The sequence below is a fragment of the Luteococcus japonicus genome, assembly GCF_003752415.1.
GTDB lineage: Bacteria > Actinomycetota > Actinomycetes > Propionibacteriales > Propionibacteriaceae > Luteococcus > Luteococcus japonicus.
Genome location: NZ_RKHG01000001.1, coordinates 881290 through 904024, shown reverse-complemented (window position 1 = coordinate 904024; position 22735 = coordinate 881290). Strand labels below are relative to the sequence as shown.

At 70.0% G+C, this 22735-nt stretch carries 23 protein-coding genes; 19 read left to right on the top strand and 4 right to left on the bottom strand.

Annotated elements, in window-relative coordinates; all coding sequences use genetic code 11:
* Positions 1 to 25: 25 nt before the first annotated feature.
* The 5 genes from EDD41_RS04440 to EDD41_RS04420 all read left to right on the top strand — a co-directional run bounded on the left by EDD41_RS04440 (position 26) and on the right by EDD41_RS04420 (position 6466).
* Entirely contained in the window at positions 26 to 1105 is a 1080-nt protein-coding gene (locus tag EDD41_RS04440) for a mannose-1-phosphate guanylyltransferase (protein WP_123575094.1), read from the top strand.
* Between the two features lie 35 nt (positions 1106 to 1140).
* Positions 1141 to 1935 carry a hypothetical protein gene (locus tag EDD41_RS04435; protein WP_148060471.1) on the top strand — a complete coding sequence of 265 codons (795 nt, stop codon included), beginning with the start codon at positions 1141 to 1143 and terminating at the stop codon, positions 1933 to 1935.
* 169 nt (positions 1936 to 2104) lie between these two features.
* Positions 2105 to 2362 (top strand): WhiB family transcriptional regulator, encoded by a 258-nt coding sequence (locus EDD41_RS04430; protein WP_094764403.1) that lies wholly within the window; start codon positions 2105 to 2107, stop codon positions 2360 to 2362.
* On the top strand, positions 2292 to 5192 hold the full coding sequence (locus tag EDD41_RS04425) for a glycosyltransferase family 2 protein (RefSeq protein WP_123575092.1): 2901 nt from the start codon (positions 2292 to 2294) through the stop codon (positions 5190 to 5192). Before EDD41_RS04430 ends, EDD41_RS04425 begins: the two co-directional genes overlap by 71 nt.
* Positions 5189 to 6466, top strand: a complete 1278-nt coding sequence (locus EDD41_RS04420) for a DUF5719 family protein (protein WP_123575091.1) — start codon at positions 5189 to 5191, stop codon at positions 6464 to 6466. The genes EDD41_RS04425 and EDD41_RS04420 overlap by 4 nt, the downstream gene beginning before the upstream one ends.
* Positions 6467 to 6468: 2 nt before the next feature.
* On the opposite strand, the gene EDD41_RS04415 is transcribed toward EDD41_RS04420, so the two are convergent.
* Both EDD41_RS04415 and EDD41_RS04410 read right to left on the bottom strand, forming a co-directional pair.
* Positions 6469 to 6996, bottom strand: a complete 528-nt coding sequence (locus tag EDD41_RS04415; RefSeq protein WP_170165239.1) for a DUF1697 domain-containing protein — start codon at positions 6994 to 6996, stop codon at positions 6469 to 6471.
* Between the two features lie 4 nt (positions 6997 to 7000).
* The gene (locus EDD41_RS04410) at positions 7001 to 7435 is read right to left on the bottom strand and encodes a metallopeptidase family protein (RefSeq protein WP_094764407.1); all 435 of its coding nucleotides are present in this window, start codon (positions 7433 to 7435) and stop codon (positions 7001 to 7003) included.
* 49 nt (positions 7436 to 7484) lie between these two features.
* Between EDD41_RS04410 and EDD41_RS04405 the strand changes: the two genes are divergently transcribed.
* The 8 genes from EDD41_RS04405 (at position 7485) to EDD41_RS04370 (ending at position 14930) form a co-directional block, all read left to right on the top strand.
* Complete coding sequence (locus EDD41_RS04405) at positions 7485 to 7883, top strand: DUF3499 domain-containing protein (RefSeq protein ID WP_123575089.1); 399 nt, start codon at positions 7485 to 7487, stop codon at positions 7881 to 7883.
* Between the two features lie 38 nt (positions 7884 to 7921).
* Complete coding sequence (locus EDD41_RS04400; RefSeq protein WP_123575088.1) at positions 7922 to 9127, top strand: phosphohexomutase domain-containing protein; 1206 nt, start codon at positions 7922 to 7924, stop codon at positions 9125 to 9127.
* Between the two features lie 68 nt (positions 9128 to 9195).
* Positions 9196 to 9390, top strand: coding sequence for a Trm112 family protein (locus tag EDD41_RS04395; protein ID WP_094764410.1), 195 nt, complete (start codon positions 9196 to 9198; stop codon positions 9388 to 9390).
* Between the two features lie 5 nt (positions 9391 to 9395).
* Entirely contained in the window at positions 9396 to 10436 is a 1041-nt protein-coding gene (locus EDD41_RS04390) for an SIS domain-containing protein (RefSeq protein WP_094764411.1), read from the top strand.
* Positions 10437 to 10446: 10 nt separating this feature from the next.
* Positions 10447 to 10872 carry a type II 3-dehydroquinate dehydratase gene (gene aroQ, locus EDD41_RS04385; RefSeq protein WP_094764412.1) on the top strand — a complete coding sequence of 142 codons (426 nt, stop codon included), beginning with the start codon at positions 10447 to 10449 and terminating at the stop codon, positions 10870 to 10872.
* Between the two features lie 39 nt (positions 10873 to 10911).
* Positions 10912 to 12216: a peptidase C39 family protein gene (locus tag EDD41_RS04380; RefSeq protein WP_094764413.1), complete on the top strand. Its 1305-nt coding sequence runs from the start codon at positions 10912 to 10914 to the stop codon at positions 12214 to 12216.
* A gap of 193 nt (positions 12217 to 12409) precedes the next feature.
* The gene (locus EDD41_RS04375) at positions 12410 to 13492 is read left to right on the top strand and encodes an IS110 family RNA-guided transposase (RefSeq protein ID WP_123574949.1); all 1083 of its coding nucleotides are present in this window, start codon (positions 12410 to 12412) and stop codon (positions 13490 to 13492) included.
* Positions 13493 to 13919: 427 nt separating this feature from the next.
* Positions 13920 to 14930, top strand: a complete 1011-nt coding sequence (locus EDD41_RS04370) for an IS481 family transposase (protein ID WP_123575087.1) — start codon at positions 13920 to 13922, stop codon at positions 14928 to 14930.
* Between the two features lie 311 nt (positions 14931 to 15241).
* On the opposite strand, the gene EDD41_RS04365 is transcribed toward EDD41_RS04370, so the two are convergent.
* Positions 15242 to 16324 (bottom strand): IS110 family RNA-guided transposase, encoded by a 1083-nt coding sequence (locus EDD41_RS04365; protein WP_123574949.1) that lies wholly within the window; start codon positions 16322 to 16324, stop codon positions 15242 to 15244.
* Positions 16325 to 16464: 140 nt separating this feature from the next.
* Between EDD41_RS04365 and EDD41_RS04360 the strand changes: the two genes are divergently transcribed.
* Positions 16465 to 16833 (top strand): hypothetical protein, encoded by a 369-nt coding sequence (locus EDD41_RS04360; protein ID WP_094764414.1) that lies wholly within the window; start codon positions 16465 to 16467, stop codon positions 16831 to 16833.
* Positions 16834 to 16862: 29 nt separating this feature from the next.
* Here the strand turns inward: EDD41_RS04360 and EDD41_RS04355 are convergent, their stop codons facing one another.
* Positions 16863 to 17129 (bottom strand): DUF3039 domain-containing protein, encoded by a 267-nt coding sequence (locus EDD41_RS04355; protein ID WP_123575086.1) that lies wholly within the window; start codon positions 17127 to 17129, stop codon positions 16863 to 16865.
* Positions 17130 to 17174: 45 nt separating this feature from the next.
* Between EDD41_RS04355 and EDD41_RS04350 the strand changes: the two genes are divergently transcribed.
* From EDD41_RS04350 to malQ, 5 genes are read left to right on the top strand one after another with little or no spacing between them, the layout of a single operon-like run.
* Positions 17175 to 17603 carry a GNAT family N-acetyltransferase gene (locus tag EDD41_RS04350; protein WP_123575085.1) on the top strand — a complete coding sequence of 143 codons (429 nt, stop codon included), beginning with the start codon at positions 17175 to 17177 and terminating at the stop codon, positions 17601 to 17603.
* An 11-nt stretch (positions 17604 to 17614) separates the two neighbouring features.
* Complete coding sequence (locus EDD41_RS04345) at positions 17615 to 18985, top strand: MFS transporter (protein WP_170165238.1); 1371 nt, start codon at positions 17615 to 17617, stop codon at positions 18983 to 18985.
* A 12-nt stretch (positions 18986 to 18997) separates the two neighbouring features.
* Positions 18998 to 19828 (top strand): RDD family protein, encoded by an 831-nt coding sequence (locus EDD41_RS04340; protein ID WP_148060470.1) that lies wholly within the window; start codon positions 18998 to 19000, stop codon positions 19826 to 19828.
* Positions 19825 to 20502, top strand: coding sequence for a DUF2510 domain-containing protein (locus tag EDD41_RS04335; RefSeq protein ID WP_123575082.1), 678 nt, complete (start codon positions 19825 to 19827; stop codon positions 20500 to 20502). The genes EDD41_RS04340 and EDD41_RS04335 overlap by 4 nt, the downstream gene beginning before the upstream one ends.
* Before the next feature lie 60 nt (positions 20503 to 20562).
* Positions 20563 to 22713, top strand: coding sequence for a 4-alpha-glucanotransferase (malQ, locus tag EDD41_RS04330; protein ID WP_123575081.1), 2151 nt, complete (start codon positions 20563 to 20565; stop codon positions 22711 to 22713).
* The last annotated feature ends 22 nt before the right edge of the window (positions 22714 to 22735 follow it).

The window sequence follows — 22735 nt, the reverse complement described above, 5'->3', positions numbered from 1 at the left end:
GGGATGGGCCGATAGGCTCACCGGCATGAGACATGTGGTGATCATGGCCGGCGGTTCGGGCACCCGGTTGTGGCCGCTCTCCCGCAAGGGCGAGCCGAAGCAACTCCTTGAACTGGTTGACGGAAAGAGCCTGCTGCGGCTGGCCTACGAGCGCGTGGCGGGCATGGTGCCAGACGCGAACATCCTGGTGTGCTGCGGGGCGGCCTACACCGACGTGGTGGCCCGGCAGCTGCCCGAAATGCCTGAAGAGAACCTGTTGGGTGAGCCCATCGGCCGAGACTCCCTCAATGCCGTCGCCTGGCCGGCGGCGGTGCTGGAGAAGCGTGATGCGGAGGCCGTGGTGGCGGTCTTGACTGCGGACCAGATCATCACCCCCGTCGAGGAGTTCGCCCAGGCCCTGGAACAGGCCTACCGGATCGCCGAGGCCGACGAGACCGCACTGGTGACCTTCGGCGTCGTGCCGGACAGCCCGCAGACCGGCTACGGCTACCTCAAGCGAGGGGAGGCCCTGGCGGACTTCCCCCAGGCCAGCGCGATCACCGAGTTCAAGGAGAAGCCGTCGCTGGAGGTGGCTGAGCAGTACGTGGCCAGCGGCCAGTACTGGTGGAATTCCGGCATGTTCGTGTGGCGGACCTCCACCGTCCTGGAGCAGCTGCGCCAGCTGCTGCCGCAGACGCACGCCAGCGTCCTGGAGCTCGCCGAGCACCCGGAAAAGCTGGGGGAGATCTACCCCGAGCTGGAGAAGGTCTCCGTCGACTACGCAGTCATGGAGCCCGTCAGCCAGGGCAAGGGCAGCGCACATGTCGTCGCCGTCCCGCTGAACATCCAGTGGGTTGACCTGGGCGGTTTCGCCGCACTGGCCGAGCAGATTGCCACCGACGAGGACGGCAATGCCCGCGAGGGTGTCACGGTCTGCCTGGACTCCAGCAACAACCTGGTCATCAACCGCGGCAATCCCGGCACCGTCGTCGCGGTGGCCGGTATCACCGGCATGGTGGTCTGCGTCACCCCGCAGGCAACCATGGTGGTGCCGCTGGAGCAGTCCCAGCGGGTCAAGGAACTCGTCGGCCTGGTGGCCGAGCAGGTGGGCCCGGAACTCGCCTGACCCCGAACCCGGACGGCTGGCCCTACTCTTGTGCCATGGCAGAATCAGTGAAGCGCTACCGGCAGCCGGCCGCCTGGGTGGTCCTGGGTGTCAGCGTCGTCTACATCGTCATGTCCCTGGTCCGTGGGGGCTACCTGCTGTCCCAGGGGACGGTGCTCACGGAGGTGGCGCGTGCCATCGGCGGGAGTTCGCTGAGCGTCGTCATGGTGCTGCTCTGCCTGGCTGCGGCCCTGAGCTGTGTGCTGGTGAAACCGGTGACCTCCAGGGGTCGTGCGGTCGTGCGGCTGGCGGCGGTGATGGTCACGACGGCGGCGCTGCTGGAGCTGGTCTTCCTGGTGGTCAGCCTGTTCGGCGTTCGGGGAGGCATCTTCGCCTTCGTCCTCGACATCCTGGGCGGTGTCCTCGAGATCGCCGTGAAGTTCGCGGCCGCCCAGATCCTGTGGGGTGCGGCCCGTTCCGTCCACGAACCCGAGCGCGCCGCGCTGCCCACGTCCGCGCCCTCACCCGCCGTCGTCGAGGAGCCGCGCCAGCAGGCCAGCTGGACGGCGGAGCAGGCGGCAGGCGCCGTCTGGACGCGCGCCGGGGATGCCGCCAGCGGAGCCGCCGCCACCACCTGGGGGCACCCGGGGCAGCAGGCCTCCGGCTGGAAGCTGCCCGACGATGCCAGTCCCGAACTTCCGGCAGCGGAACACGTCTCCCGCGGCCCGTGGGCCACGGCAGGGGAGTTGGCCACCGGCGAGGCACCGGCCGAGCCCGCGGCCCAAGACGCGCCTGACAAGCAGTCGGGCGACGGCTCGGTGAGCTGGGCGCCCGCGCGCCATGACTCCTGAGGGCCGCCGGGCCTCGTGGAGTGCGTTGGACATGTTTGTCAATCGGCCACTCCGGCTTGACGCGAACGAACTACACCCCTGTAATTGATCGCGGGGGCACGCATCAGATGCGACCCCTATTATTTTTGGGCAGGCCCCCGACTGCCCAGGAGCGGTCGAGAGGACGAGCATGGCTGAACTGCTGACACTGATCCCCGACGTCGAGGACGGAGTCCTTGGCTGGCAGGAACGCGCCCTGTGCGCCCAGACCGACCCCGAAGCCTTCTTTCCTGAGAAGGGCGGCTCCACCAGGGAGGCAAAGAAGGTCTGCCAGACCTGTGACGCGAAGGCGGAGTGCCTTGAGTACGCATTGGCCCATGACGAACGCTTCGGTATCTGGGGAGGACTCAGCGAGCGCGAACGACGCAAGCTCAAGCGCCGCGCCTGACCCCGACGACCAGTGGGCTTGGGCCCAACAGGAGAGCTCGACCAACCCCCGAAGGGTCGATCCTTCCAGCACCACCGCCGTCCTGGTCGTCCACAATGCCGAGCCGTGGCTCGCGCGAACTCTCGTCGCGTTGGCCCGGCTCGATCCACGCCCCGCCATCATCGCCGTGGACAACGGCTCAACCGACGCTTCCGCCTCCCTTCTGGCGAAGGCCCTCGACGAGGGGCTGGTCAGCGAATGCCGTCAGGGTCGTGCCCAGGACGGCTTCGGTGATGCCGTGCGCGCCGTCGAGTCCGGCCTCGACGAATCCGTCACATGGTTGTGGCTGCTGCACGACGACGTCGAACCCCGCCCCGATGCCCTCGCCGAGCTGCTGCGCCAGGGTGAGGGCTGCGACATCGTCGTCCCCAAACTCCTCGAGCCACGCCGCCGCAATCACGCGAACAGGATCGGCGAACTGGGCCAGACCATCGCCGGAAGCGGTGCCCGCGTGCTGGACGTGGAGACCGGCGACGTGGACCAGCACCAACTCGCCAGCGGCGAGGTGCTGGGCGGCTCCACTGCCGGCCTGCTGGTCTCCCGCGACGCATGGCGGGAGCTGGGTGGCACCAGTCCGGAACTGCCGCTCTTCCGCGACGGGCTGGACCTGGGATGGCGCGCACACGAGGCGGGCCTGCGCGTGGTCACCTGCCCGGCCGCTGGCATCCACCACCGCTGGGCCGGACGCACGGGGCAACGCGAGGCGGCACTGGCGCCCCGGCCGGACCGTACCGACCGGCTGCTGGGCATGCGCACCGTCGCGGCCCACTCCCAGCACCCGACCCTGACCAGCCTGCGGCTCGCACTGACGGCGGTCGTGTTCGCACTGGGTCACCTGCTGGGCAAGGCGCCGGGACGAAGCCTGGACGAGCTGGCCGCGGCCTGGGAACTGCTCACCACCCGCAGCCTGACCGCCGCCCTGCACCGTCGAGTCGCCTACACCACCAGCCGCGCCGACACCACCCACCTGCGCCCGCCTCGCGGCCGGATGCTGCGCTTGCGAGCGGACCAGTTCGCCAGCTGGGTCAGCGACCGGGTGCTGCCGGAGAGAGAGGCCGATACCAGCATCGACGAACTCACCACCGATCGGGTCGACGGCCGCCGGGCCCGCCGCTCGCTGCTGGTGCCCGTCGCCATGACACTGGTCCTGCTGGCCGCGCTGGTCGCCGGCAGGCGGTTGTTCGGCTTCGGCACCCTGACCGGACCCGCCCTTGCCCCGGCCCCGGCCACCCTGTCCGGAGCCCTCGATGCCTGGCTGCGCACACCCGACGGCCAACTCGCCAATGCTCCGTGGTTGGGGCTCGGCGCGCTCGGATCCCTGGTGGGGCTGGGCCGGCCCGGCTGGTTCGTCCTGCTCGCCCAATTACTGGCGGTCCCGGTGGCCATGCTCGCCGGCACGGCCCTGTGGCATCGCCTGCTGCCGCCGCGCACCACCGCAGCCCGGCTGCTGCTGTCCCTCGTCTGGGGCCTCTCTCTGCCCCTTCTGGGCGTCACCGGCTCCGGCTCGCCGGGGGGCGCCCTGCTGGGGGTCGCCCTCCCGTTGGCAGCAGCCGCCTGGCTGGACTGGGTGCGCCGCGACGAGGACGATGCCGCGGTGGAGAAGCTGCGCGCACCGGCCCGCTATGCGCTCTGGAGCACGCTTGCCGCCGTGGCCCTTCCCGCGCTGTTGCTGCCGCTGTGGGGCTTTGCCCTGGCCGGCGCCATGCGTCGAGGAAGCCTGCACGTCCCCGGACTGGCCGTGGCGGTCTTCGGGCCCCTGCTGGCCCTCGCGCCGTGGCTGGTTGGCCTGGTGCGGACCCCGTCGCGTCTGCTCACCGGCCCCGATCCGCTGCTCGCCGCCCGCGCCGTCCACGCCAGCACCCCGTGGGGGAACACCCCCTGGTGGCTCTTCTCCGTCGGAGCTGCCCTGCTCTGGCTGGCCGCCTGCTGGGCCCTCGTGGTGGATCCGCGCACCCGACGCCTGGCCCTGGCGGGGGCAGCCCTGACCGCGTGGGTACTCGGTCTGGTGCTGCCACGCCTCGCGCTGCCACTGCACGGCGGCACGGTCCGCGCCGATGCGTCGGGCTGGCTGCTGCTGGCCACCCTCGTGCTGCTGGCACTGTGCCCGGCAGCCCTGACCCCCTCAGCCCTGAACCCCTCAGCCCTGAACCCCGGCCGGCTGCTGCGCCGTGCGACGGGGATCCTGCTCGCGCTGCTGGCGGCAGGCCAGCTCGGCTGGTGGCTGGGAGCAGCGGGGGCCCCCGTGCACCGCACCCGCACGGAACTCCCGGCCAGCGTGGTGGCCGTCGAGCAGTCCAACCGCGCCACTCGCACCCTGCTGGTCGACGCAGGGTCGATCCCGGCCCGCTGGTCCCTCCATGCGCGAGACCTGCCCCGCTGGGGCAGCGCCGAGGGGGACCAGGTTCCGGACCCGGCCCTACGACAGCAGGCGCAGGCCCTTGCCGCCGCGATGGCCTCGGGAACCGCCGGCGAGGACCTGGCCGACGGCGCCCGGGCCCTGGGCATCGGACACCTGTGGCTGCGCGGCGGTGACGACGGCCTGGTCAGCGCCGTCTCCGACACCCCCGGCCTCGGCCCCGCCGAGGCACGCGAGGGGGCCACCACCTGGACCGTGACCGGTCTGGTCACCCGCACACCGGACCGTGAATGGGCAGGCCCGCGCCGTGGATGGCCGGCCGGGCTGGGCATCCTGGCCCTGCTGGTGCTTGCCGTACTGGCCGCCCCCACCACCGCCGCCGCCGAAGGACCCCGCCGGGCAGCGGCCCAGCCCGGCCGCAGGAGCAACCGATGAGCAACCCAGCACACCCCCAGACCCCGCTCACGCCGCGACGGGTGCTGCCCGCCGCGGGGATCGCCGTGGCCGCCGGACTGTTCGGCCTGGTGCCCCTGCTGCTGCCCGCCCATCCTGACCGGGAGGTGGCGAGCGGGGACGGAGCCCAGAGCGCCGCGGCCCGAGCCCTGGCCTGCCCGTCCGCGCCACGGGGCAGCAGCGGGGCCAGTGTGCTGTCTGCCGCAGGCGCCGGTGCGGTGACCACCACGCCGGCCGCGGTGGGGGAGGCCAGTCAACCCGTCGTCCTGCCGGCCGGGAAGGAGCAGGCGGCCGGTGGGCTGTGGCTGCGTGACGTGCCACGGGTGGGTGTCTCCTGGTGGGGTGCCTGTCAGCCCGCGGCGCCGGAGCAGGTGGTGCAGGTCACCGATCCCGCCCGCGCACGGCTGGTGCTGGTCAACCCCGGGACGGTCGATGCCCTGGTGGACATCACGCTGCACGGCGAGAAGGGGGAGCTGTCGGCCGTCGGCACCTCCTCGATCACCGTTCCCGCTCGGGGTCAGCGCGCGGTGCCCCTCTCCGTGCAGGCGCCGGCCGGAAAGCCCGTCGGGGCCCGGATCATCGCCACCCAGGGGCGCGTTGCCGCCTGGGCCCTGGCCGACGGCCCGGAGGGTGCGGATCACATTCCCGGGGGCGCCTTGCGCACCGGCCTGGTGATCCCGGCCGTGCCGGCAGGCGGCCGCAGCACCTTGCTGCTCACCAATCCCGGCGCCGAGGCCGCGACGGTCACCGTGCGGGCCCACGGCAGCCGTGGCGGCTTCGAACCCACCGGCGCCGGACGGCTCGTCGTCGAGCCGGGCAGCACCCTGCGGACCGACGTGAGCCGTTCCTTTGCGGGGGAGTCCGGGGCACTGTCCGTCGTGTCGGACCACCCGGTCGCGGCCAGCGTCGACAGCGTCGTGGGCAAGGACCTGGCGGCGATGACGGGTCAGCGGCCCACCACGTCCGGCCTGCTGGTCGGCCCAGGGGGCGGACATGCCCTGTTCACCAATGCCTCCGATGCGAACGTCCCGGTGCGCTTGGTCGTCGACGGGAAGCAGGCGGAGCACACCATCGGGGCGGGGGCGGTGGTTTCGGTGCCCATGCCCGCCACGGCCGGCAGCATCGCCTGGTCTGCCCAAGGGCCGCTGGTGGCCGGCGCAGTGCTGGATGACGGGGCCCTGGCCCTCGTGCCGGGGCAGGAGACGGGGGCGACCCGCAGCACGCAGCCGCCCCGTCAGGACCAGTCGCTGCGCTGACGTCAGCGGCTGCGCTCCACCAGGGCGCCCACGGTCGCGAGATTGCGCAGCGTCACGAAACCGGGCCTGACCAGACGGGCCAGGGCATTGCCCGCCCGGGAGTCGTGCACGCCCTGACCGAAGTCCGCGAAGAGCACGTCGTCACGTACCTCGAAGCGTTCTCCCTCCCGGGCGAGCGCCTCGAGCTCGTCGCGCAGGCCGTGTGGCAGCGCACCGGGTGCGAAGCCCAGGTGCACCCGCTTGGGGTCGCCGTCGGCGAAGGGGTGCGCGGCCACCAGGTCTGCCAGCCGGTCGGCCTCGACCACGACGACGTCGACGGTGAAGCCGAAGGCTTCCTCCAGGGCGGCCGCCAGACGCAGCCGGTCGGCCTCGGGATCTGCCTCGGAGGAGTGCAGCAGGTTCCCGGACTGCAGGTGGGTGGCGACGTCGGTCAGGCCAAGCCCGGTGGCAAGCGCGCGCAGTCCGGCCATCGGCACCCGGTGGGCCTTGCCGACGTTGATGCCCCGCAGGAAGGCGACGCGCACGGTCATGGGCTCAGTCCTCGTCATCCAGGGTGGGATCGATGTCGCGCACGTTCTGGGCGGTGAGGGCCGCCAACTGTTCGACGAGGGTGCGGTGCACCAGGTCCCGCAGCTCGCCCCGGGTGGGGGCGCGGTGCTCCAGCGGCCTGCGATAGACCACGATCTGCGCCGGACGAAGGCTCGTCGCCTCCACCGAGACCGCCAGCGGCACCCGGTCACCGCTCCACAGGGTGGCGAGATAGGGCACCTCCTCGACGCCCACGTCGACACCGTCGAGACCGCCGGGATAGCTGACGCCGATCCTGGCGATGGCGTCGGTGACCGCCTCGGTGAAGAATTCCTGACGGCCAAGGCGTCGGCGAAGGGGTACGACGCGGCCGGTGAGCTGGTTGGGCAGGGCAATGGGGCCCCTCAGTCCACGGTCATGGCGGTCACGGCGGCGAGGCATGCCGCCACTGTAGTGGCCGCTGTCCGCCTGCAGGCGATAACCTCGCCCGGTGGCCCACAGACGCTGTACGAAGGCCGGCTGCTCCACCGCAGCCGTTGCGACGCTGACCTATGTCTATGCGGATTCGACGGCGGTGCTCGGACCCCTTGCCCCGGAACACATTCCGGGCAGCTATGACCTGTGCCGCACCCACTGCGAGAGCCTGTCCGCACCGCGCGGCTGGGAGGTGGTCCGGCTCCCGGAGATCGGCAGCACCCCGCCTCCGGTGCCCGACGACGACCTGCTGGCGCTGGCCAATGCCGTGCGGGAGGTGGGAATGCTCCCGGAGGAGATTCCCGCCACCCCGGTGTCAGGTCCTGCAGGTCCGGCGGACCAGGCCGACATCGTGGTGCTGGCGGAGAAGAGACACCTGCGCGTCATCGCGGATGGAGAACGTCCCCGGGGTTGATCCCGCTACATTGTCGGGTAGTCAATCGGGGGAAAGACATGCTCAGTCGGGGAATTTTCTCCGGCGGTGGGCTGTGCGGGATCGTCGGGACCGACGCCGCGCAGTGGGACACCGCCGGTGCGCGCGCCATTGGTGCCGCGTTCGTACATCTTGTCGGCCTGTCCGGCCAGGCCCTGGTGATGGGGCATGACATGCGCCCCACCAGCGCAGACCTGGCCAGGGCCGTGGCCGAAGGGGCTCTGTCCCAGGGGGCGGATGTGGTGGACCTCGGGCTCTGCAGCACGGACCAGCTGGTCTACAGCTCCGCCGTCCTCGAGGTGCCGGGGGTCATGATCACCGGCGGTCACCTGGGTGCCGCGGTCAACGGGATCCTGCTGTGGCAGGCGGGCGCGGTGCCCGTCGACGAGGCCTTCCTGGACCGCCTCGCCGCCCGTGCTGAGGAGTTCGAGCGCTCGCCCCGGCCCAAGGTCGGCGTGCTGGGCAGCATCACCGCCGACGAGACCCTGACCGACTACGCCACCCACCTGCGTGCGCAGGTGGACGCCGATGCCCTGGCCGGACTGCACGTGGTGGTGGATGCCGGCAATGGCATGGTCGCGCTCGATGCACCGGCCGTCCTCGGCGAGGAGAAGCTCGGGCTCCACCTCGAGCTGCTCAACCGGGTCCTCGACGGGACCTTCCCGCAGCACGGCCCCAACCCGTCGCAACCGGCCAGTCTGGTGCAGGCCGCCGCACGGGTGCGGACCAGTGGTGCCGACCTCGGTCTGGTCTTCGACGGGGACGGGGACCGCTGCGCCGTGCTGGACGAGGCTGGCGTGCTGGTCCCCGATGACGCCGTCACCCAGATCGTCGGAGGCAGCCGGCCAGGAGACCTGTTCGGAACACACGGCGGGATGCTGACCGCCCTGCGCCTGATGGAATGCCTCGGGATCTCCGGCGAGCCGCTTTCCGCCCTGGTGAGCCGCTGTGCCCACAGCGCCACATCGGGGGAGATCAACCTGGCCGTGGGCGACGCCGACGCGGCACTGCGCGCGGTGGGGGAGGCCTTCGAGCACCATCGTGTGCAGAGCGACTGCGGGGACGGTCTGACGCTTTCCGGTGAGGCCGGAGCGCGCGGGGAATGGAGCGCCAGCCTGCGTCCCGACGATGGCCAGGGGCTGCGGCTGGTGGTCGAGGCGGCAGACCGCGCCGTGATGGAGGCGGTGCGCGACGACCTGTGCAGCATCCTGGCCGCGGTCGCCTGAGGCCCTAGACTGGGGGCGCCGCGGGCACCCGCACCGCGCCACGAGCCCCGTCACTGCAGGAGAATTCGATGCCCGACCAGATGGAACTGTCGCCGACCTTCCTGGAGATCGCGGCCTGCCCGGCCTGCCACAGCAAGTTCGCCGTCGACTATGACCGGCACGAGCTGGCGTGCACCAACAATGCCTGCGCGCTGGCCTTCCAGGTGCGCGACGGCATTCCCGTCCTGTTGATCGACGAGGCGCGCCGCCCCGCGGCCCGCTGAGTGCCATGACCCTGGAGTTCGACGAGTCCCGGCTCGATGACGCGGCGGCCCTGTCCACGGTGGACACCGAGCTGCGACGGCTGGCCGCCGCCGGTGCCCGGGTGCGGGTGCTGGGGGATGCGGCGCGTCCGGTGCGCGCGGGAATGTTGGCCCCCGACCGTCCCCGTGGCGTCGTCGCGCTGGGCGCCGAGGCACGACTGGTGCGCGCGATGCTGGAGCCCGTCTGCCCGGTGCCCTTCATCGCCTGGTCGACCGGTGGCCTGCCCGGCTGGGTTGGGCCGCTGGACCTGGTGGTCGTGCTGGCGAGCGAGGGGAGTGAACGGGACCTGATGGGTGCGGTTGCCGAGGCGGTGCGTCGGGGGGCCAGCCTCGTGGTGGCCGCCAATCCGGATTCGCCGATCGCCGAGCAGGCTGCCTCGCGTAGCACCCTCGTGCTGCCGGTGGAGCACAGCGACCCACTGGCGACCGTCGTCGTCACCCTGGAGTTGCTGCACGAGATGGGCCTGGGGCCGGCCGTCGACCACGAACGGATCGCTGCCCGGGTGGACCTGGTGGCCGAGCGCTGCAGTCCCCACCGGGACCTGGCGAGCAATCCGGCCAAGGACCTGGCCGTCGCGCTGGCCGAGGCCCAACCCCTGGTGTGGGGAGGTTCCGTGCTGGCCGCGCGCGCCGCTCGTCGGATCGCCGAGGCCCTGCGCCGCGCCAGCGGCCGTCCCGCCCTGAGCGCCGATGCCGACGCCCTGCTCCCCGTGCTCTCGGCCTGTGCCCCGCGGGACCCCTTCCGTGATCCCTTCGAGGAGGATGGGGCGCCGCGTACGTGCGTCCTCGTGATCATCGACGACGGCAGCACCGACGAGCGGGTGCGCCGTGACCGCGGCACCCTGGTCAGTCTGGCCGAAGGACAGGGGGTGCGGGTCTGCACGATCGCCTCGGAGCCCACCGAATACCTGGGTGCCCTCGACCGCTATGTCGAGCTCCTGCAGCAGGGACGCTATGCCTCGGTCTACCTGGCCTTGGGGCTGGGCCGGGGGTCCGACGAGTGGTGAGGAGAGCACGATGAAGGTACTGGTCCTGAATGGCGTCAACCTGGGGCGGCTGGGCAAGCGGCAACCGGAGGTCTACGGCGCGACCACCCACGAGCAGCTCGCGCAGCGCCTGGTGCTGCTGGGTGCCGAACTGGGCCTGGACGTCGAGGTGCGCCAGACGGATTCCGAGGCCGAGTTGGTGGGCTGGTTGCACGAGGCCGCCGACGCGAAGACCCCCGTCGTGCTGAACCCGGCGGCATGGACGCACTACTCGATCGCCCTCGCCGATGCCGTGGTGCAGGTGCCGCGCGTCCTGGAGGTGCACATCAGCAATGTGCATGCCCGGGAGGACTTCCGACGCCACAGCGTCATCACCCCTTGTGCTGAGGGTGTGATCGCCGGACTGGGGTTGGGCGGCTACGAACTGGCGCTGCGTCACCTCGCCACCAGCAGCTGACCTTGGTGCTATGCCGCCCATCATGATTGACTCGGCGGCATGGCTGCCCAGTCCTCGCTGACCCCCACATCCGTCACCCGCCGTGGCCTGCTCGGAGCCGCACCCCTCGCCCTGCTGGGCGCGCCGCTGCTGGCCGTCGAAGCGCACGCCGCCACTGCACGCAATGCCCGGCTCGTGCGGTGGTCCGGCACTGGCTACAACGCCGGGACACACTCGGGTACCGGCCTGTCCAGCCAAGGTCTCTACTTCAGCGGTGCTCGGCGCACGACGACCTGTCGGGACGTGTACGCCGGGCGGACCCTCACCCAGGGGGTCGCCACGTGGACCAGTCAGGTGGTTGGCAGCGGCCTTGCGGCCAAGGAGCTGATCGCCTCCTGGAATGCCAGCACCCACCCGGGGAGCGCGGTGCGCGTCCTGCTGCGCGCCCGCAGCAGCGCCGGCGCGTGGTCCAAGTGGTTCGTGATGGGGCTGTGGAGCTCGTCCTCACCGAAAGCCACCAGCCCCACCCGCACCAGCGTGAACTCGCAGTCCGACGCCATCGCTCGGGTGTCCACCGACACCCTGGTGGCGCAGAGTGGCATCACGCTGAGCCACTACCAGGTCCGTCTGGAACTGCTCCGCACCCTCGGGACGACGGCCATGCCCATCGTCTCCCAGCTGTCCGTGGTTGCCTCGACGGCCAAGCAGTCCACCACCCCCGTCAGCCCGGTCGGGGTCGCGCGGGGCGTGAACCTTGGCGTGCCCGCGTACAGCCAGATGCTGCACGTGGGGCACTACCCGGCCTGGAATGGCGGGGGAGAGGCCTGGTGTTCACCGACGTCGACCGCCATGGTGTTGGACTACTGGAAGGCCGGTGCCCCCGCCGGCGAGACGGCCTGGGTGCTGCCCACGCCGCACACCAATCCGCAGGTGGAACAGGTGGTGCGGGGTGTGTGGGATGCCGGCTTCAAGGGCGCCGGCAACTGGCCCTTCAACGTCGCCTACGCCTCGGCTCGTGGGCTGCAGGGCTTCGTCACCCGGCTGCGCAGCCTGACCGAGGCCGAACTGTTCATCAAGGCCGGTATCCCGCTGGTGGTCTCCACCAGCTTCACCTCCAGCCAGCTGACCGGCGCGGGCTTCGGCACCAATGGCCACCTGATGGTGCTGCGTGGCTTCGACGCCAGTGGCAATGTGCGGGTCAATGACCCGGCCTCGGGCCTGAAGGCCAGCAACTCGCTGGTGCCGCGCACCTACAACCGCGCCCAGTTCGAGTCCGCCTGGGGCCGAAGCGGCGGCACTGCCTACGTGATGTACCCCAAGGGGCGTGCCCTGCCGGTGCGTCCGGCAGGGTTGCCCACCTGGTGAGCGTCCCACCGGGGTGGCAGCCGAAGACCACCCCAGTGGGATCCCACGATGCGGCGCCGCCCCTAGACGGTATGGGTGACCCCGATTCAGGGGTGAGAGCTCTGGCAGGCCGGGGCCTCGCCGCGCAACGATTCGTGGGTTGCCGGACAGGGTGGGCCTGTCTGGCCTTTCCGACATACGTGGGAGGCCCCGGTTGTTTACCGAGCGTACGAGTGTTGGTCTGGATGTGCATGCCCGCTCCGTGGTGGCGCATGCGATGGACGTCCAGACCGGCGAGATCTTCAAAGCCCGACTCTGCCCCGACCCTGTGGAAGTGACGGCCTGGATCAAGGCCCTGCCCGGCCCGGCCGCGGCGATCTATGAGGCTGGCCCGACCGGTTACGGTCTGGCCCGGACCCTGCTGGGCAATGACATCCGAACGGTGGTCGCCGCGCCGTCCAAGCTCCAGAGGCCAGCCGGATCGAGGGTGAAGACTGATGCGATCGACGCTGAACACCTCTCGATGCTGCTCCGGCTGGACGCGTTCACTGCGGTCGCGGTTCCTGATGAGCTGACCGAGGCTGCTCGTGACCTGGTGAGGACCCGCGAGGACTGCCGTAGTGACTTGATGCGTGCCAGGCATCGGTTGTCGAAGCTGCTGCTGCGTCACGGGATCGTCTATTCGGGCGGGCAGACCTGGAGCAACGCGCATGACGCCTGGCTCAAACGCCAGCACTTCGACTCGCCCTTGGTCCAGGCCGCCTTCGATGAGGCCTACGACAGTGTTGTCACGATCACGGCGCGCCGTGATCGTCTCGACGAGCGCATCACCGCCATGGCTGCCGACAGTCCTTGGACCAACACCATCCACCGGCTCGGCTGTCTGCGGGGGATCTCGACGCTGACAGGGTTCGGTCTGGCGGTCGAGATCGGCGACTGGACCCGGTTCACCGGGAACTCCATCGGATCTTTCGTCGGCCTCGTCCCGTCCGAGAACTCATCCGGCCAGTCACGCTCACTCGGTCCGATCACGAAGACCGGCAACGGTCATGCCCGGCGGCTGCTGGTCGAGGCCGCTTGGCACCACCAGCACCGCTACGTTCCCGGCAAGACGATCCGTGACCGTTGGGATCTTGCGTCCCCGGCTGCCCGGGCCCGCGGTGACCTGGGCAACCGGCGGTTGAACCATCGCTGGAACCAGTTCAAAGCCCGCAAGAAGGCCAACAACATCGCCAACGCCGCGATCGCCCGCGAACTCGCCGGGTGGTGCTGGTCCCTCGCCGTCCTCGACGACTGACGTCGAGGCCCACAAACTTGACCTGAAGACCGGCCGGTCATGGGGTGACGCAGCGACCGGAACGACCCGCGAAACACCTATGAGCAGCCGCCCTGACCGGCGGCGACGCTCGATCCTAGACACGCGTGACGTTCCGAGCCGAAAGCACCGTCCTGCGGTAACCAACCCGCGAATATCAGACTGACATCGCCGTCGTATAGACACGCGAAACCCCTGACCACATCCACTTCAGGTCAACACAGGAGAGGCGCCGCCAGGCATCCAGCCCGGCGGCGCCTCGTCCTGCCCTCTTGACAAAACCCACACCCATATCAGGTGTTGCGGGTCATGACGTTGTAGACACGGCTGGGGATGCGAAGGGGGCAGGTCTCTCGACAGGATGAGTGGTGTCTAAGCCGTCATCACGTTGAGTCAGAAAGACCTGCCCTTGAACACCCACGCTAACGCACCCCTGTCCCTGGAGGGCCGCCGCCGGCTCGTGGAACGCTGCCAGCACCGCCCGATCGCCCACGTCGCGAAGGAGATGGGCATCTCCCGCGCCTGCGCCTCCAAATGGGTCAACCGGCACCGCGACCTCGGCGACCCAGGGCTGCTGGACGGCTCCAGCGCCCCACACACCAGCCCCACCCGAACCCCCGACAACGTGATCGAGGAAGCGCTGAAGCTGCGCCGGGCCAAGAAGTGGTCCGCGGCCAAGATCAGCACCGAACTCGCCGAGAAACACGGCTTGCGGGTCTCGACCTCCACGATCCAACGCCACCTACGGCTCCACAACCTGCACCGGCGTCGCTTCCTCGACCTCGACGGCGAACCCGTGCGGGAACCCCAGAAGATCACGGCCCGCTACCCCGGCCACATGATCCACATGGATGTGAAGAAGGCGGGCAAGATCCCCGACGGCGGCGGCTGGCGCATCCACGGCCGCGACTCCGACCAAGCACGCCAAGCGAACCGCGCGAAGAAGGGCCAGAAGGTGGGTTACACCTACTTCCACTCGGCCATCGACGGGTTCAGCAGGCTGGCCTACACCGAAGCCCTGCCCGACGAGAAAGCCACCACCGTGATCGGGTTCTGGGCCCGCGCCCGCGCCTGGTTCTCGCTCCACGGAATCGGCCGGATCACCCGGCTGGTCACCGACAACGGGCCCTGCTACAAGGCCCACGCCTTCGAACGCTCCATCACCGGCCACGTCGCGAAGCACCAGTACATCCGGGCCTACACCCCCCGACACAACGGCAAGGTCGAACGCTACAACCGGATCCTGGCCGAGGAATTCCTCTACGCCCGACCGTTCACCTCAGACGCCCAACGCAGCGCAGCCATCAAGGTCTGGAACGTCCACTACAACTACCATCGGACCCACACCGCCTGCGGGAACCAGCCACCAGCCACCCGCACCCCAGCCCGCGTCATGAACGTGATGACCTCAAACACCTGATATGGGTGTGGGTTTTGTCAAGAGGGCAGGACGAGGCGCCGCCGGGCTGGATGCCTGGCGGCGCCTCTCCTGTGTTGACCTGAAGTGGATGTGGTCAGGGGTTTCGCGTGTCTATACGACGGCGATGTCAGTCTGATATTCGCGGGTTGGTTACCGCAGGACGGTGCTTTCGGCTCGGAACGTCACGCGTGTCTAGGATCGAGCGTCGCCGCCGGTCAGGGCGGCTGCTCATAGGTGTTTCGCGGGTCGTTCCGGTCGCTGCGTCACCCCATGACCGGCCGGTCTTCAGGTCAAGTTTGTGGGCCTCGACGTCAGTCGTCGAGGACGGCGAGGGACCAGCACCACCCGGCGAGTTCGCGGGCGATCGCGGCGTTGGCGATGTTGTTGGCCTTCTTGCGGGCTTTGAACTGGTTCCAGCGATGGTTCAACCGCCGGTTGCCCAGGTCACCGCGGGCCCGGGCAGCCGGGGACGCAAGATCCCAACGGTCACGGATCGTCTTGCCGGGAACGTAGCGGTGCTGGTGGTGCCAAGCGGCCTCGACCAGCAGCCGCCGGGCATGACCGTTGCCGGTCTTCGTGATCGGACCGAGTGAGCGTGACTGGCCGGATGAGTTCTCGGACGGGACGAGGCCGACGAAAGATCCGATGGAGTTCCCGGTGAACCGGGTCCAGTCGCCGATCTCGACCGCCAGACCGAACCCTGTCAGCGTCGAGATCCCCCGCAGACAGCCGAGCCGGTGGATGGTGTTGGTCCAAGGACTGTCGGCAGCCATGGCGGTGATGCGCTCGTCGAGACGATCACGGCGCGCCGTGATCGTGACAACACTGTCGTAGGCCTCATCGAAGGCGGCCTGGACCAAGGGCGAGTCGAAGTGCTGGCGTTTGAGCCAGGCGTCATGCGCGTTGCTCCAGGTCTGCCCGCCCGAATAGACGATCCCGTGACGCAGCAGCAGCTTCGACAACCGATGCCTGGCACGCATCAAGTCACTACGGCAGTCCTCGCGGGTCCTCACCAGGTCACGAGCAGCCTCGGTCAGCTCATCAGGAACCGCGACCGCAGTGAACGCGTCCAGCCGGAGCAGCATCGAGAGGTGTTCAGCGTCGATCGCATCAGTCTTCACCCTCGATCCGGCTGGCCTCTGGAGCTTGGACGGCGCGGCGACCACCGTTCGGATGTCATTGCCCAGCAGGGTCCGGGCCAGACCGTAACCGGTCGGGCCAGCCTCATAGATCGCCGCGGCCGGGCCGGGCAGGGCCTTGATCCAGGCCGTCACTTCCACAGGGTCGGGGCAGAGTCGGGCTTTGAAGATCTCGCCGGTCTGGACGTCCATCGCATGCGCCACCACGGAGCGGGCATGCACATCCAGACCAACACTCGTACGCTCGGTAAACAACCGGGGCCTCCCACGTATGTCGGAAAGGCCAGACAGGCCCACCCTGTCCGGCAACCCACGAATCGTTGCGCGGCGAGGCCCCGGCCTGCCAGAGCTCTCACCCCTGAATCGGGGTCACCCATACCGTCTAGGTTGGGGGCATGACGTCGCGACGCGTGCTGCTTCCGCTACTGGTGCTCACCCTGTGCTCGGGCTGTCTGCGTCCGGCGCAGCCGCTGGTGGAGCAGCGCGACGCCGTGCTGACCGTGCACACCTACGGCCATGCCAGCGGTACCTGGACGCCGCGCACGGCCGGTCGGCACGTGCTGCGGGCCAACTGCACCGGCAAGGGAAAGCTGACCGTCGAACAGGCCAGCGGCAACCAGACCGAGGGCGTGGTGGTCAGCTGCCCGGGCAGCATCGAGCAGGCCGCCCTGGCGGAGGTGGCCGGTCAGAGCCTCCGGCTCACCGTCACCGGTGACGAGAAGTCCGTCGACGGGTGGGCCCAGCTGGTGTCGGCGACGAGCTGAGCCCACCCCGGCCACGCCTTCTGGGCCGATCAGGCGTCGGGATCCTTGGGACCGCCCTTGTCGTTGAGGCTCTCCCAGATCTCCTTGCAGTCGGGGCAGACCGGGAACTTCTCGGGATTGCGGCTGGGTACCCAGACCTTGCCGCACAGCGCCACGACGGGAGTGCCCATCACCATGGCCTCGGTGAGCTTGGCCTTGGGGACGTAGTGGCTGAAGCGCTCCTGGTCGCCCGCCTCCATGTCCTGGGTGCGCTCGTCTATGACCGTCTGGGAACCGGGTGCCAGCTGTTGACTCATGCGCCCCATCCTAGGCTGTCGGTGGCAGACGCTAGGGTCTGCTGCATGGCACTGTTCAGCACCCTTCGACGGGACACGCCCCGGGAGCCCGACATCCGCCGTACGGGCGCCGATGACCCGGTCCTGGCGCAGTGGGGGATGCTCACCGACGATCCCGCCACCGAGTACTGGATCCTCGACGGGCGGGACGGCAATCCCGTCGGGATGGCCTGGTTGCGGCCCGTCGCCGGCCAGCAGGGCACCGTTCAGGCATGGATCCTGGTGGACCGGGTGGTGCGCCACTTCGGCCTTGGTGAGCGGCTGTGGACGGTCCTGGAGGAACGTGCCCGAAGACTCAAGGCCATCAGCATTACCAGTTTCGCCACCGGGCAGGAGGGCGCAGCCTTCCTCCACGACCACGGCTTCGACCCCACCCACGACGAGACCATGCCCGATGGCACCGTGCGTGCCCACGGGATCTGCCAGCTGCGATGAGTTCCGGCGCGATGACTTCCGACGAGTTGCGCGGTGGCCGACGGGCCCTGACCGTCGGCCTGTTGGCCGGCATCGTGTGCGTCGCCTTCGAGTCGGTCGCCGTCGCGACCGCGATGCCGCAGGCAGCCAAGGAGCTGGGCAGCCTCGGCCTGTACGCGTGGGCCTTCACCCTCTTCGTGCTCGGCATGGTCTTCTCCACAGCGCTGGCGGGGCGTCTGGCGGACCGGGTCGGGCCGGTGAAACCCCTGGCCATCGGCACGGCACTCTTCCTCGTGGGTCTGCTGCTCGCGGGCGCCGCGCCGTCGATGCTGGTGCTCGTCCTGGCCCGCTTCCTCCAGGGCGTGGGAGGCGGAGCGATGAACCTCTGTCTGATGGTGGTGGTCGCCCATGCCTTTGACGAGCACGAGCGCGCCTCCATCATGACCGCCTTCAGCTTCTGCTGGGTGATGCCCGCCTTCCTCGGGCCGCCCATCTCCGCCGCGATCACCCGCCACTGGGGCTGGCACTGGGTCTTCTGGAGCCTGGTGCCACTGCTGTTGGCCGCCTCGGCACTGGCGGCCCGGCCCCTGATGGCCCTGCAGCGCAGTCATGAGCCGGACCACGAGGGTGCCGATCCGGTGCCGCTCTGGGCAGCGGCCGTCGCCGCGGCCTGCGTCGCCGCATTGCAGGGCGCCGGGCAGATGCTGGACTGGCGCGGTGCGGCCCTGGGAGCGGCGGCGCTGGCCGGACTGCTGGTGGCCGTGCCACGGCTGATGCCGCCGGGCTTCCTGCGGGTGGGACGCGGCCTGAGCGCGGTCGTCTGGTCCCGTGCCTGCCAGGCGGGTGCCTTCTTCGCCGCCGAGTCCTTCCTACCGTTGAGCATGGTGGAGCTGCGCGGCATGTCGCTCTTCCGGGCCGGTCTGGCGCTGACGATCGGTTCGCTGGGCTGGACCGTCGGCTCCTGGGTGCAGTCGCGCCCCTGGTTCGGGCTGCGACGAGACCAGATCATCCAGCTGGGCGTGGCCTGCACCGCCTTCGGGTTGGTGGCCATCGCCCTCTCCTCGTGGCATCCGCGGGGCACCCTGCTGCTCGCGGCCGTTGGCTGGACCGTCGGCGGCTTCGGCATGGGACTGGCCATCGCCAGCGGCTCACTGGCTGTGATGGCACTGTCCGAGCCGGGGCAACTGGGGCGCAACACCTCCTCGCTGCAGACGGCCGAGGGCCTCGGCAATGCGATGACCGGAGCGGTGGCCGGCACCATCTTCCACAGCCTGCACGGCAGTGCCGCGGGCAACCACACCTTCGGCTGGCTCTTCACCGCGGCCGCCCTGGCCTGCCTGGCGGGTCTGCTTGCCGCGGCACGGATCGGCCACGTCCGCAATGCTTCCGCTGGCGCCGCATGACATATTGGAGGGGTGACTTCGAGCAACCCTCCGATGGACTGGTACCCGGACCCCGCAGACGCCACCCGCGAGCGCTACTGGGACGGTGAACGCTGGACGCACAACACCCGTCCCGCGCAGGTGGCCCCGATGGCTCCGGCTCCGCCCGCGGACCCGTGGGCGGCGGCGCCGACGCAGGCACCCGTCGCCATGCCCCAGCAGCGGATGCCCCAGCAGCAGATGCCCCAGCAGGGCTACGGCCCCTACCAGGGCGCAGCACCGATGCCCGGGCAGCCCGCCCAGCCGTGGCAGGCGCCCGCCGGGCCCGCCGCGCAGACCGCCGACGGTGTCCCGCTGTCCGGCTGGGGGCGCCGAGCGGTTGCCTGGATCATCGATTCCTTCCTGATCAGCGCGGTCTCCGCCCTGCTCGGATGGAATTTCGTGAGCCGCCTGTGGCACGGCTCCCAGCAGATGATGCAAGACATCATCGCGGAGGCCCAGTCCGGCAACACCACGCAGGTGTCGGGCCCGGAGATGGTGGAACGCTACGGGCTCACCGGCCCCAGCCAGGGTCTGCAGCTGATCAGCTTCGCCGTCACCCTGGCCTACCTGCTGCTCCTGTGGCGCTTCCTGGGCGCGACGCTGGGCCAGAAGCTGTTGGGGATCCGCGTGGTCCCGGTCGACGAAGGCCGCGCACCCAGGCCGTTGGCCTGGGGGCGTGCACTCGCACGGGCCGGAATGTTCAGCATGTTGAGCCTGATTCCTCTGGTGGCCCTGGTGAACTACCTGTTGCCCTTGTGGACCAAGAAGCGCCAGACGCTCCATGACATGGCCGGCCGTACCCAGGTGGTCCGCAGCAGGTGACGCAACACGCTCTGGCGGCACCCGTCGCCGGCTGGTACCCCGATCCCAGCCGGCAGGCGCCGCTGCGCTGGTGGGACGGCGCGTCGTGGACGTCGCTGACCACCGCCGGGGCGGCAGTGCCCACCGCCACGGCCGGGGTCTCGGCGCGCACCGCCGGCTGGTGGGAGCGAGCCCGCGGCTACCTGCTGGACGCCGCGCTGCTCTGGTTCGCCTCCCTGATGGTTCTGGGCCGCTTCCACGAGCCCTTCCTGATCGAGTTGGTCGGCATCCTGCGCGTCTCCATCCTCACCGACGGGGGGATCCCCGGGCCCCTGCAGTGGTGGGACTACGGACTGGTGCAGATGTGGCTGGTGACGGCCATCCCCGGAGTGGTGCTGCGCGTCGCCTACGACATGATCTGCCTCGTCTGGCGAGGAGCGACCGTCGGCCACGCGCGCAACGACCTGCGCGTGGTGAGCGCCTCTGCGCCGGTGGACCTCGAGGGCCCCAGGGGGCTCGTCTGGCACCGCGCCCTGCGTCGCAGTCTGGTGCTCCGCCTGCTGGCACCCACCTGTCTCGGCTGGCTGGTGTGTGTGCTGTGGCCGCTGTGGGATCCGCAGTCACGCAGCCTGACTGATCTTGCCGCCGGAACACGCGTCGTGAGTCTCGACCACGGGCTGAATCCTTGGGGATGAATCGTCAACCGGACCGCTAGGCTGGCACGGACCTTGCAGCACGACGGACTGGAACCAACGATGGCACTCAACGACCCACTGCTGGCCGAACTCGCCGAACACTTCGGAATCGCCTCCGAGTTCTGGGACTGGAAGGGCCGCCAGACCCAGATCAGCGACGAGACGATCATCGCCGTCCTGAAGAGCCTGGAGATCGACGCCTCCACGCCGGAGCGCGCCCAGGACGCCGTCGAGGAACTGCGCATGCGCCCCTGGCGCCGCAAGCTTCCGGCATGTGTCGTGCTCGAGCAGGGCCAGCCCGGTTGGGTCAACGTGCACGTCACCTCCGGCGCCGACGCCTCCCTCTACATCCGGCTGGAGAACGGCGAGGCCCGGGACACCTGGCAGACCACCAATGACTCGCCGGATCGTGAGGTCGACGGGCAGTGGATCGGCGAGGCCACCTTCCAGCTCCCCGCGGACCTGCCACTCGGCTACCACCGCCTGGTGCTGCGCAGCCAGGACGTCGAGGTGGAGTCCAGCCTCATCATCACCCCCAGCTTCCTGGGCTTGCCGGCCAGCATGCACGACCGTCGCATCTGGGGCTACGCCACCCAGCTGTACAGCGTCCGTTCCCGGGAGTCGTGGGGCGTTGGCGACCTCACGGACCTGGCGGACCTGTCGGTCTGGTCCTCCACGCAGCAGTTCGCGGGCTATGTGCTGGTCAACCCCTTGCACGCCGCCCAGCCCCAGCCGCCGCTGGAGCCCTCGCCCTACCTGCCGACCAGCCGGATGTACGTCAACCCGCTCTACATCCGCCCGGAGGCCGTCGAGGAGTACGCGACGCTCGGCGACGACGAGCGCAAGCAGATCCCCAAGCTGCGCAAGAAGCTTCGCAAGGAGATCGATGGCGTGGACCAGATCCTGCGCAACGAGTCCTGGGCCGCGAAGGCCGAGGCGCTGCAGATCATCTTCGAGGCCGGCCGCAAGCCCGCCCGGGAGATGGCCTTCAACGACTTCATCCGCCGTGAGGGACGCCAGCTGCGCGACTTCGCCACCTGGTGCGCCCTGTACGAGGTGCATGGTGTCGACTGGCGCACCTGGCCAGCTGAGTTGCAGCGGCCGACCTCGCCGGAGGTGGCCGAATTCCACCGCGCCAACCAGGGACGGATCCGCTTCTACAAGTGGCTGCAGTGGATCGCCGAGAACCAGATGTCCAGCACCCAGCAGGCCGCCCGCGACGCCGGGATGCCGATCGGCATCGTCAGCGACCTCGCCGTCGGCGTCAACGCGTCGGGTGCCGAGACCTGGATGATGTCCGACGTCTTCGCACAGGGCTGCACCGTGGGTGCCCCGCCGGACGCCTACAGCCAGCTCGGACAGGACTGGGGCCAGCCGCCGTGGCGGCCGGACCGGCTTGCGGACCTGGCCTACGCCCCCTTCCGCCAGATGGTGCAGGGCGTGCTGCGGCACGCCGGTGGCCTGCGCGTGGACCACATCATCGGCCTCTTCCGGCTGTGGTGGGTGCCGCAGGGCAAGTCCGCCAAGGAGGGCACCTACGTCCGCTACGACCACGACGCCCTGATCGGCATCCTGGCCCTGGAGGCACACCGTGCGCAGGCACTGGTGATCGGTGAGGACCTGGGCACCGTGCAGCCCTGGGTGCGCGACTACCTGAGCCGCCGCGGAATCCTGGGCACCTCGGTGATGTGGTTCGAGATGGAGGCCGACGGCCAGCCCACCCCGCCGGAGCACTGGCGTGAGTACGCCATGAGCTCGGTGACCACGCACGACCTGCCGCCCACCTCCGGCTACCTGGCCGGCGACCACATCCGGCTGCGCGACCAGCTCGGGATGCTCACCGAGAGCCTGGAGAGCGAGCTGGAGCACGGCCGCGCTGAGCAACAGGCGATGATCGAGGCGCTGCGCAACCACGGGGCCCTGTCCGAGGAGGACTACCAGAGCCGTGACGTGGAGCAGATCACCCTGGCCATGCACCGGATGCTGACCTGGACCCCGTCCAAGGTGCTCAACGCCGCCCTGGTGGACGCCGTGGGGGACCGCCGCACCCAGAACCAGCCCGGCACCATCGACGAGTACCCCAACTGGCGGGTCCCGCTGTCCGGCCCCGACGGCGCCCCGATGCTGTTGGAGGACGTCTTCGCGAGCGAGCGAGCCAGCCGGCTGGCGGCCGTGATGAACGGCTACAGCCAGATGCCCGAGCAGCGCTGACCCCTCGACGAGCTTGTCGAGG

What these genes read in the sequence shown, in the direction of transcription:
- EDD41_RS04390 (WP_094764411.1), top strand. Translation starts at nt 9,396, where the DNA reads ATGACCCTGGAGTTCGACGAGTCCCGGCTCGATGACGCGGCGGCCCTG.
- aroQ (WP_094764412.1), top strand. Translation starts at nt 10,447, where the DNA reads ATGAAGGTACTGGTCCTGAATGGCGTCAACCTGGGGCGGCTGGGCAAG.
- EDD41_RS04360 (WP_094764414.1), top strand. Translation starts at nt 16,465, where the DNA reads ATGACGTCGCGACGCGTGCTGCTTCCGCTACTGGTGCTCACCCTGTGC.
- EDD41_RS04430 (WP_094764403.1), top strand. Translation starts at nt 2,105, where the DNA reads ATGGCTGAACTGCTGACACTGATCCCCGACGTCGAGGACGGAGTCCTT.
- malQ (WP_123575081.1), top strand. Translation starts at nt 20,563, where the DNA reads ATGGCACTCAACGACCCACTGCTGGCCGAACTCGCCGAACACTTCGGA.
- EDD41_RS04350 (WP_123575085.1), top strand. Translation starts at nt 17,175, where the DNA reads ATGGCACTGTTCAGCACCCTTCGACGGGACACGCCCCGGGAGCCCGAC.
- EDD41_RS04395 (WP_094764410.1), top strand. Translation starts at nt 9,196, where the DNA reads ATGCCCGACCAGATGGAACTGTCGCCGACCTTCCTGGAGATCGCGGCC.
- EDD41_RS04345 (WP_170165238.1), top strand. Translation starts at nt 17,615, where the DNA reads ATGACTTCCGACGAGTTGCGCGGTGGCCGACGGGCCCTGACCGTCGGC.
- EDD41_RS04410 (WP_094764407.1), bottom strand. Translation starts at nt 7,435, where the DNA reads ATGCCTCGCCGCCGTGACCGCCATGACCGTGGACTGAGGGGCCCCATT.
- EDD41_RS04355 (WP_123575086.1), bottom strand. Translation starts at nt 17,129, where the DNA reads ATGAGTCAACAGCTGGCACCCGGTTCCCAGACGGTCATAGACGAGCGC.
- EDD41_RS04425 (WP_123575092.1), top strand. Translation starts at nt 2,292, where the DNA reads ATGACGAACGCTTCGGTATCTGGGGAGGACTCAGCGAGCGCGAACGAC.
- EDD41_RS04420 (WP_123575091.1), top strand. Translation starts at nt 5,189, where the DNA reads ATGAGCAACCCAGCACACCCCCAGACCCCGCTCACGCCGCGACGGGTG.
- EDD41_RS04435 (WP_148060471.1), top strand. Translation starts at nt 1,141, where the DNA reads ATGGCAGAATCAGTGAAGCGCTACCGGCAGCCGGCCGCCTGGGTGGTC.
- EDD41_RS04400 (WP_123575088.1), top strand. Translation starts at nt 7,922, where the DNA reads ATGCTCAGTCGGGGAATTTTCTCCGGCGGTGGGCTGTGCGGGATCGTC.
- EDD41_RS04380 (WP_094764413.1), top strand. Translation starts at nt 10,912, where the DNA reads ATGGCTGCCCAGTCCTCGCTGACCCCCACATCCGTCACCCGCCGTGGC.
- EDD41_RS04415 (WP_170165239.1), bottom strand. Translation starts at nt 6,996, where the DNA reads ATGACCGTGCGCGTCGCCTTCCTGCGGGGCATCAACGTCGGCAAGGCC.
- EDD41_RS04440 (WP_123575094.1), top strand. Translation starts at nt 26, where the DNA reads ATGAGACATGTGGTGATCATGGCCGGCGGTTCGGGCACCCGGTTGTGG.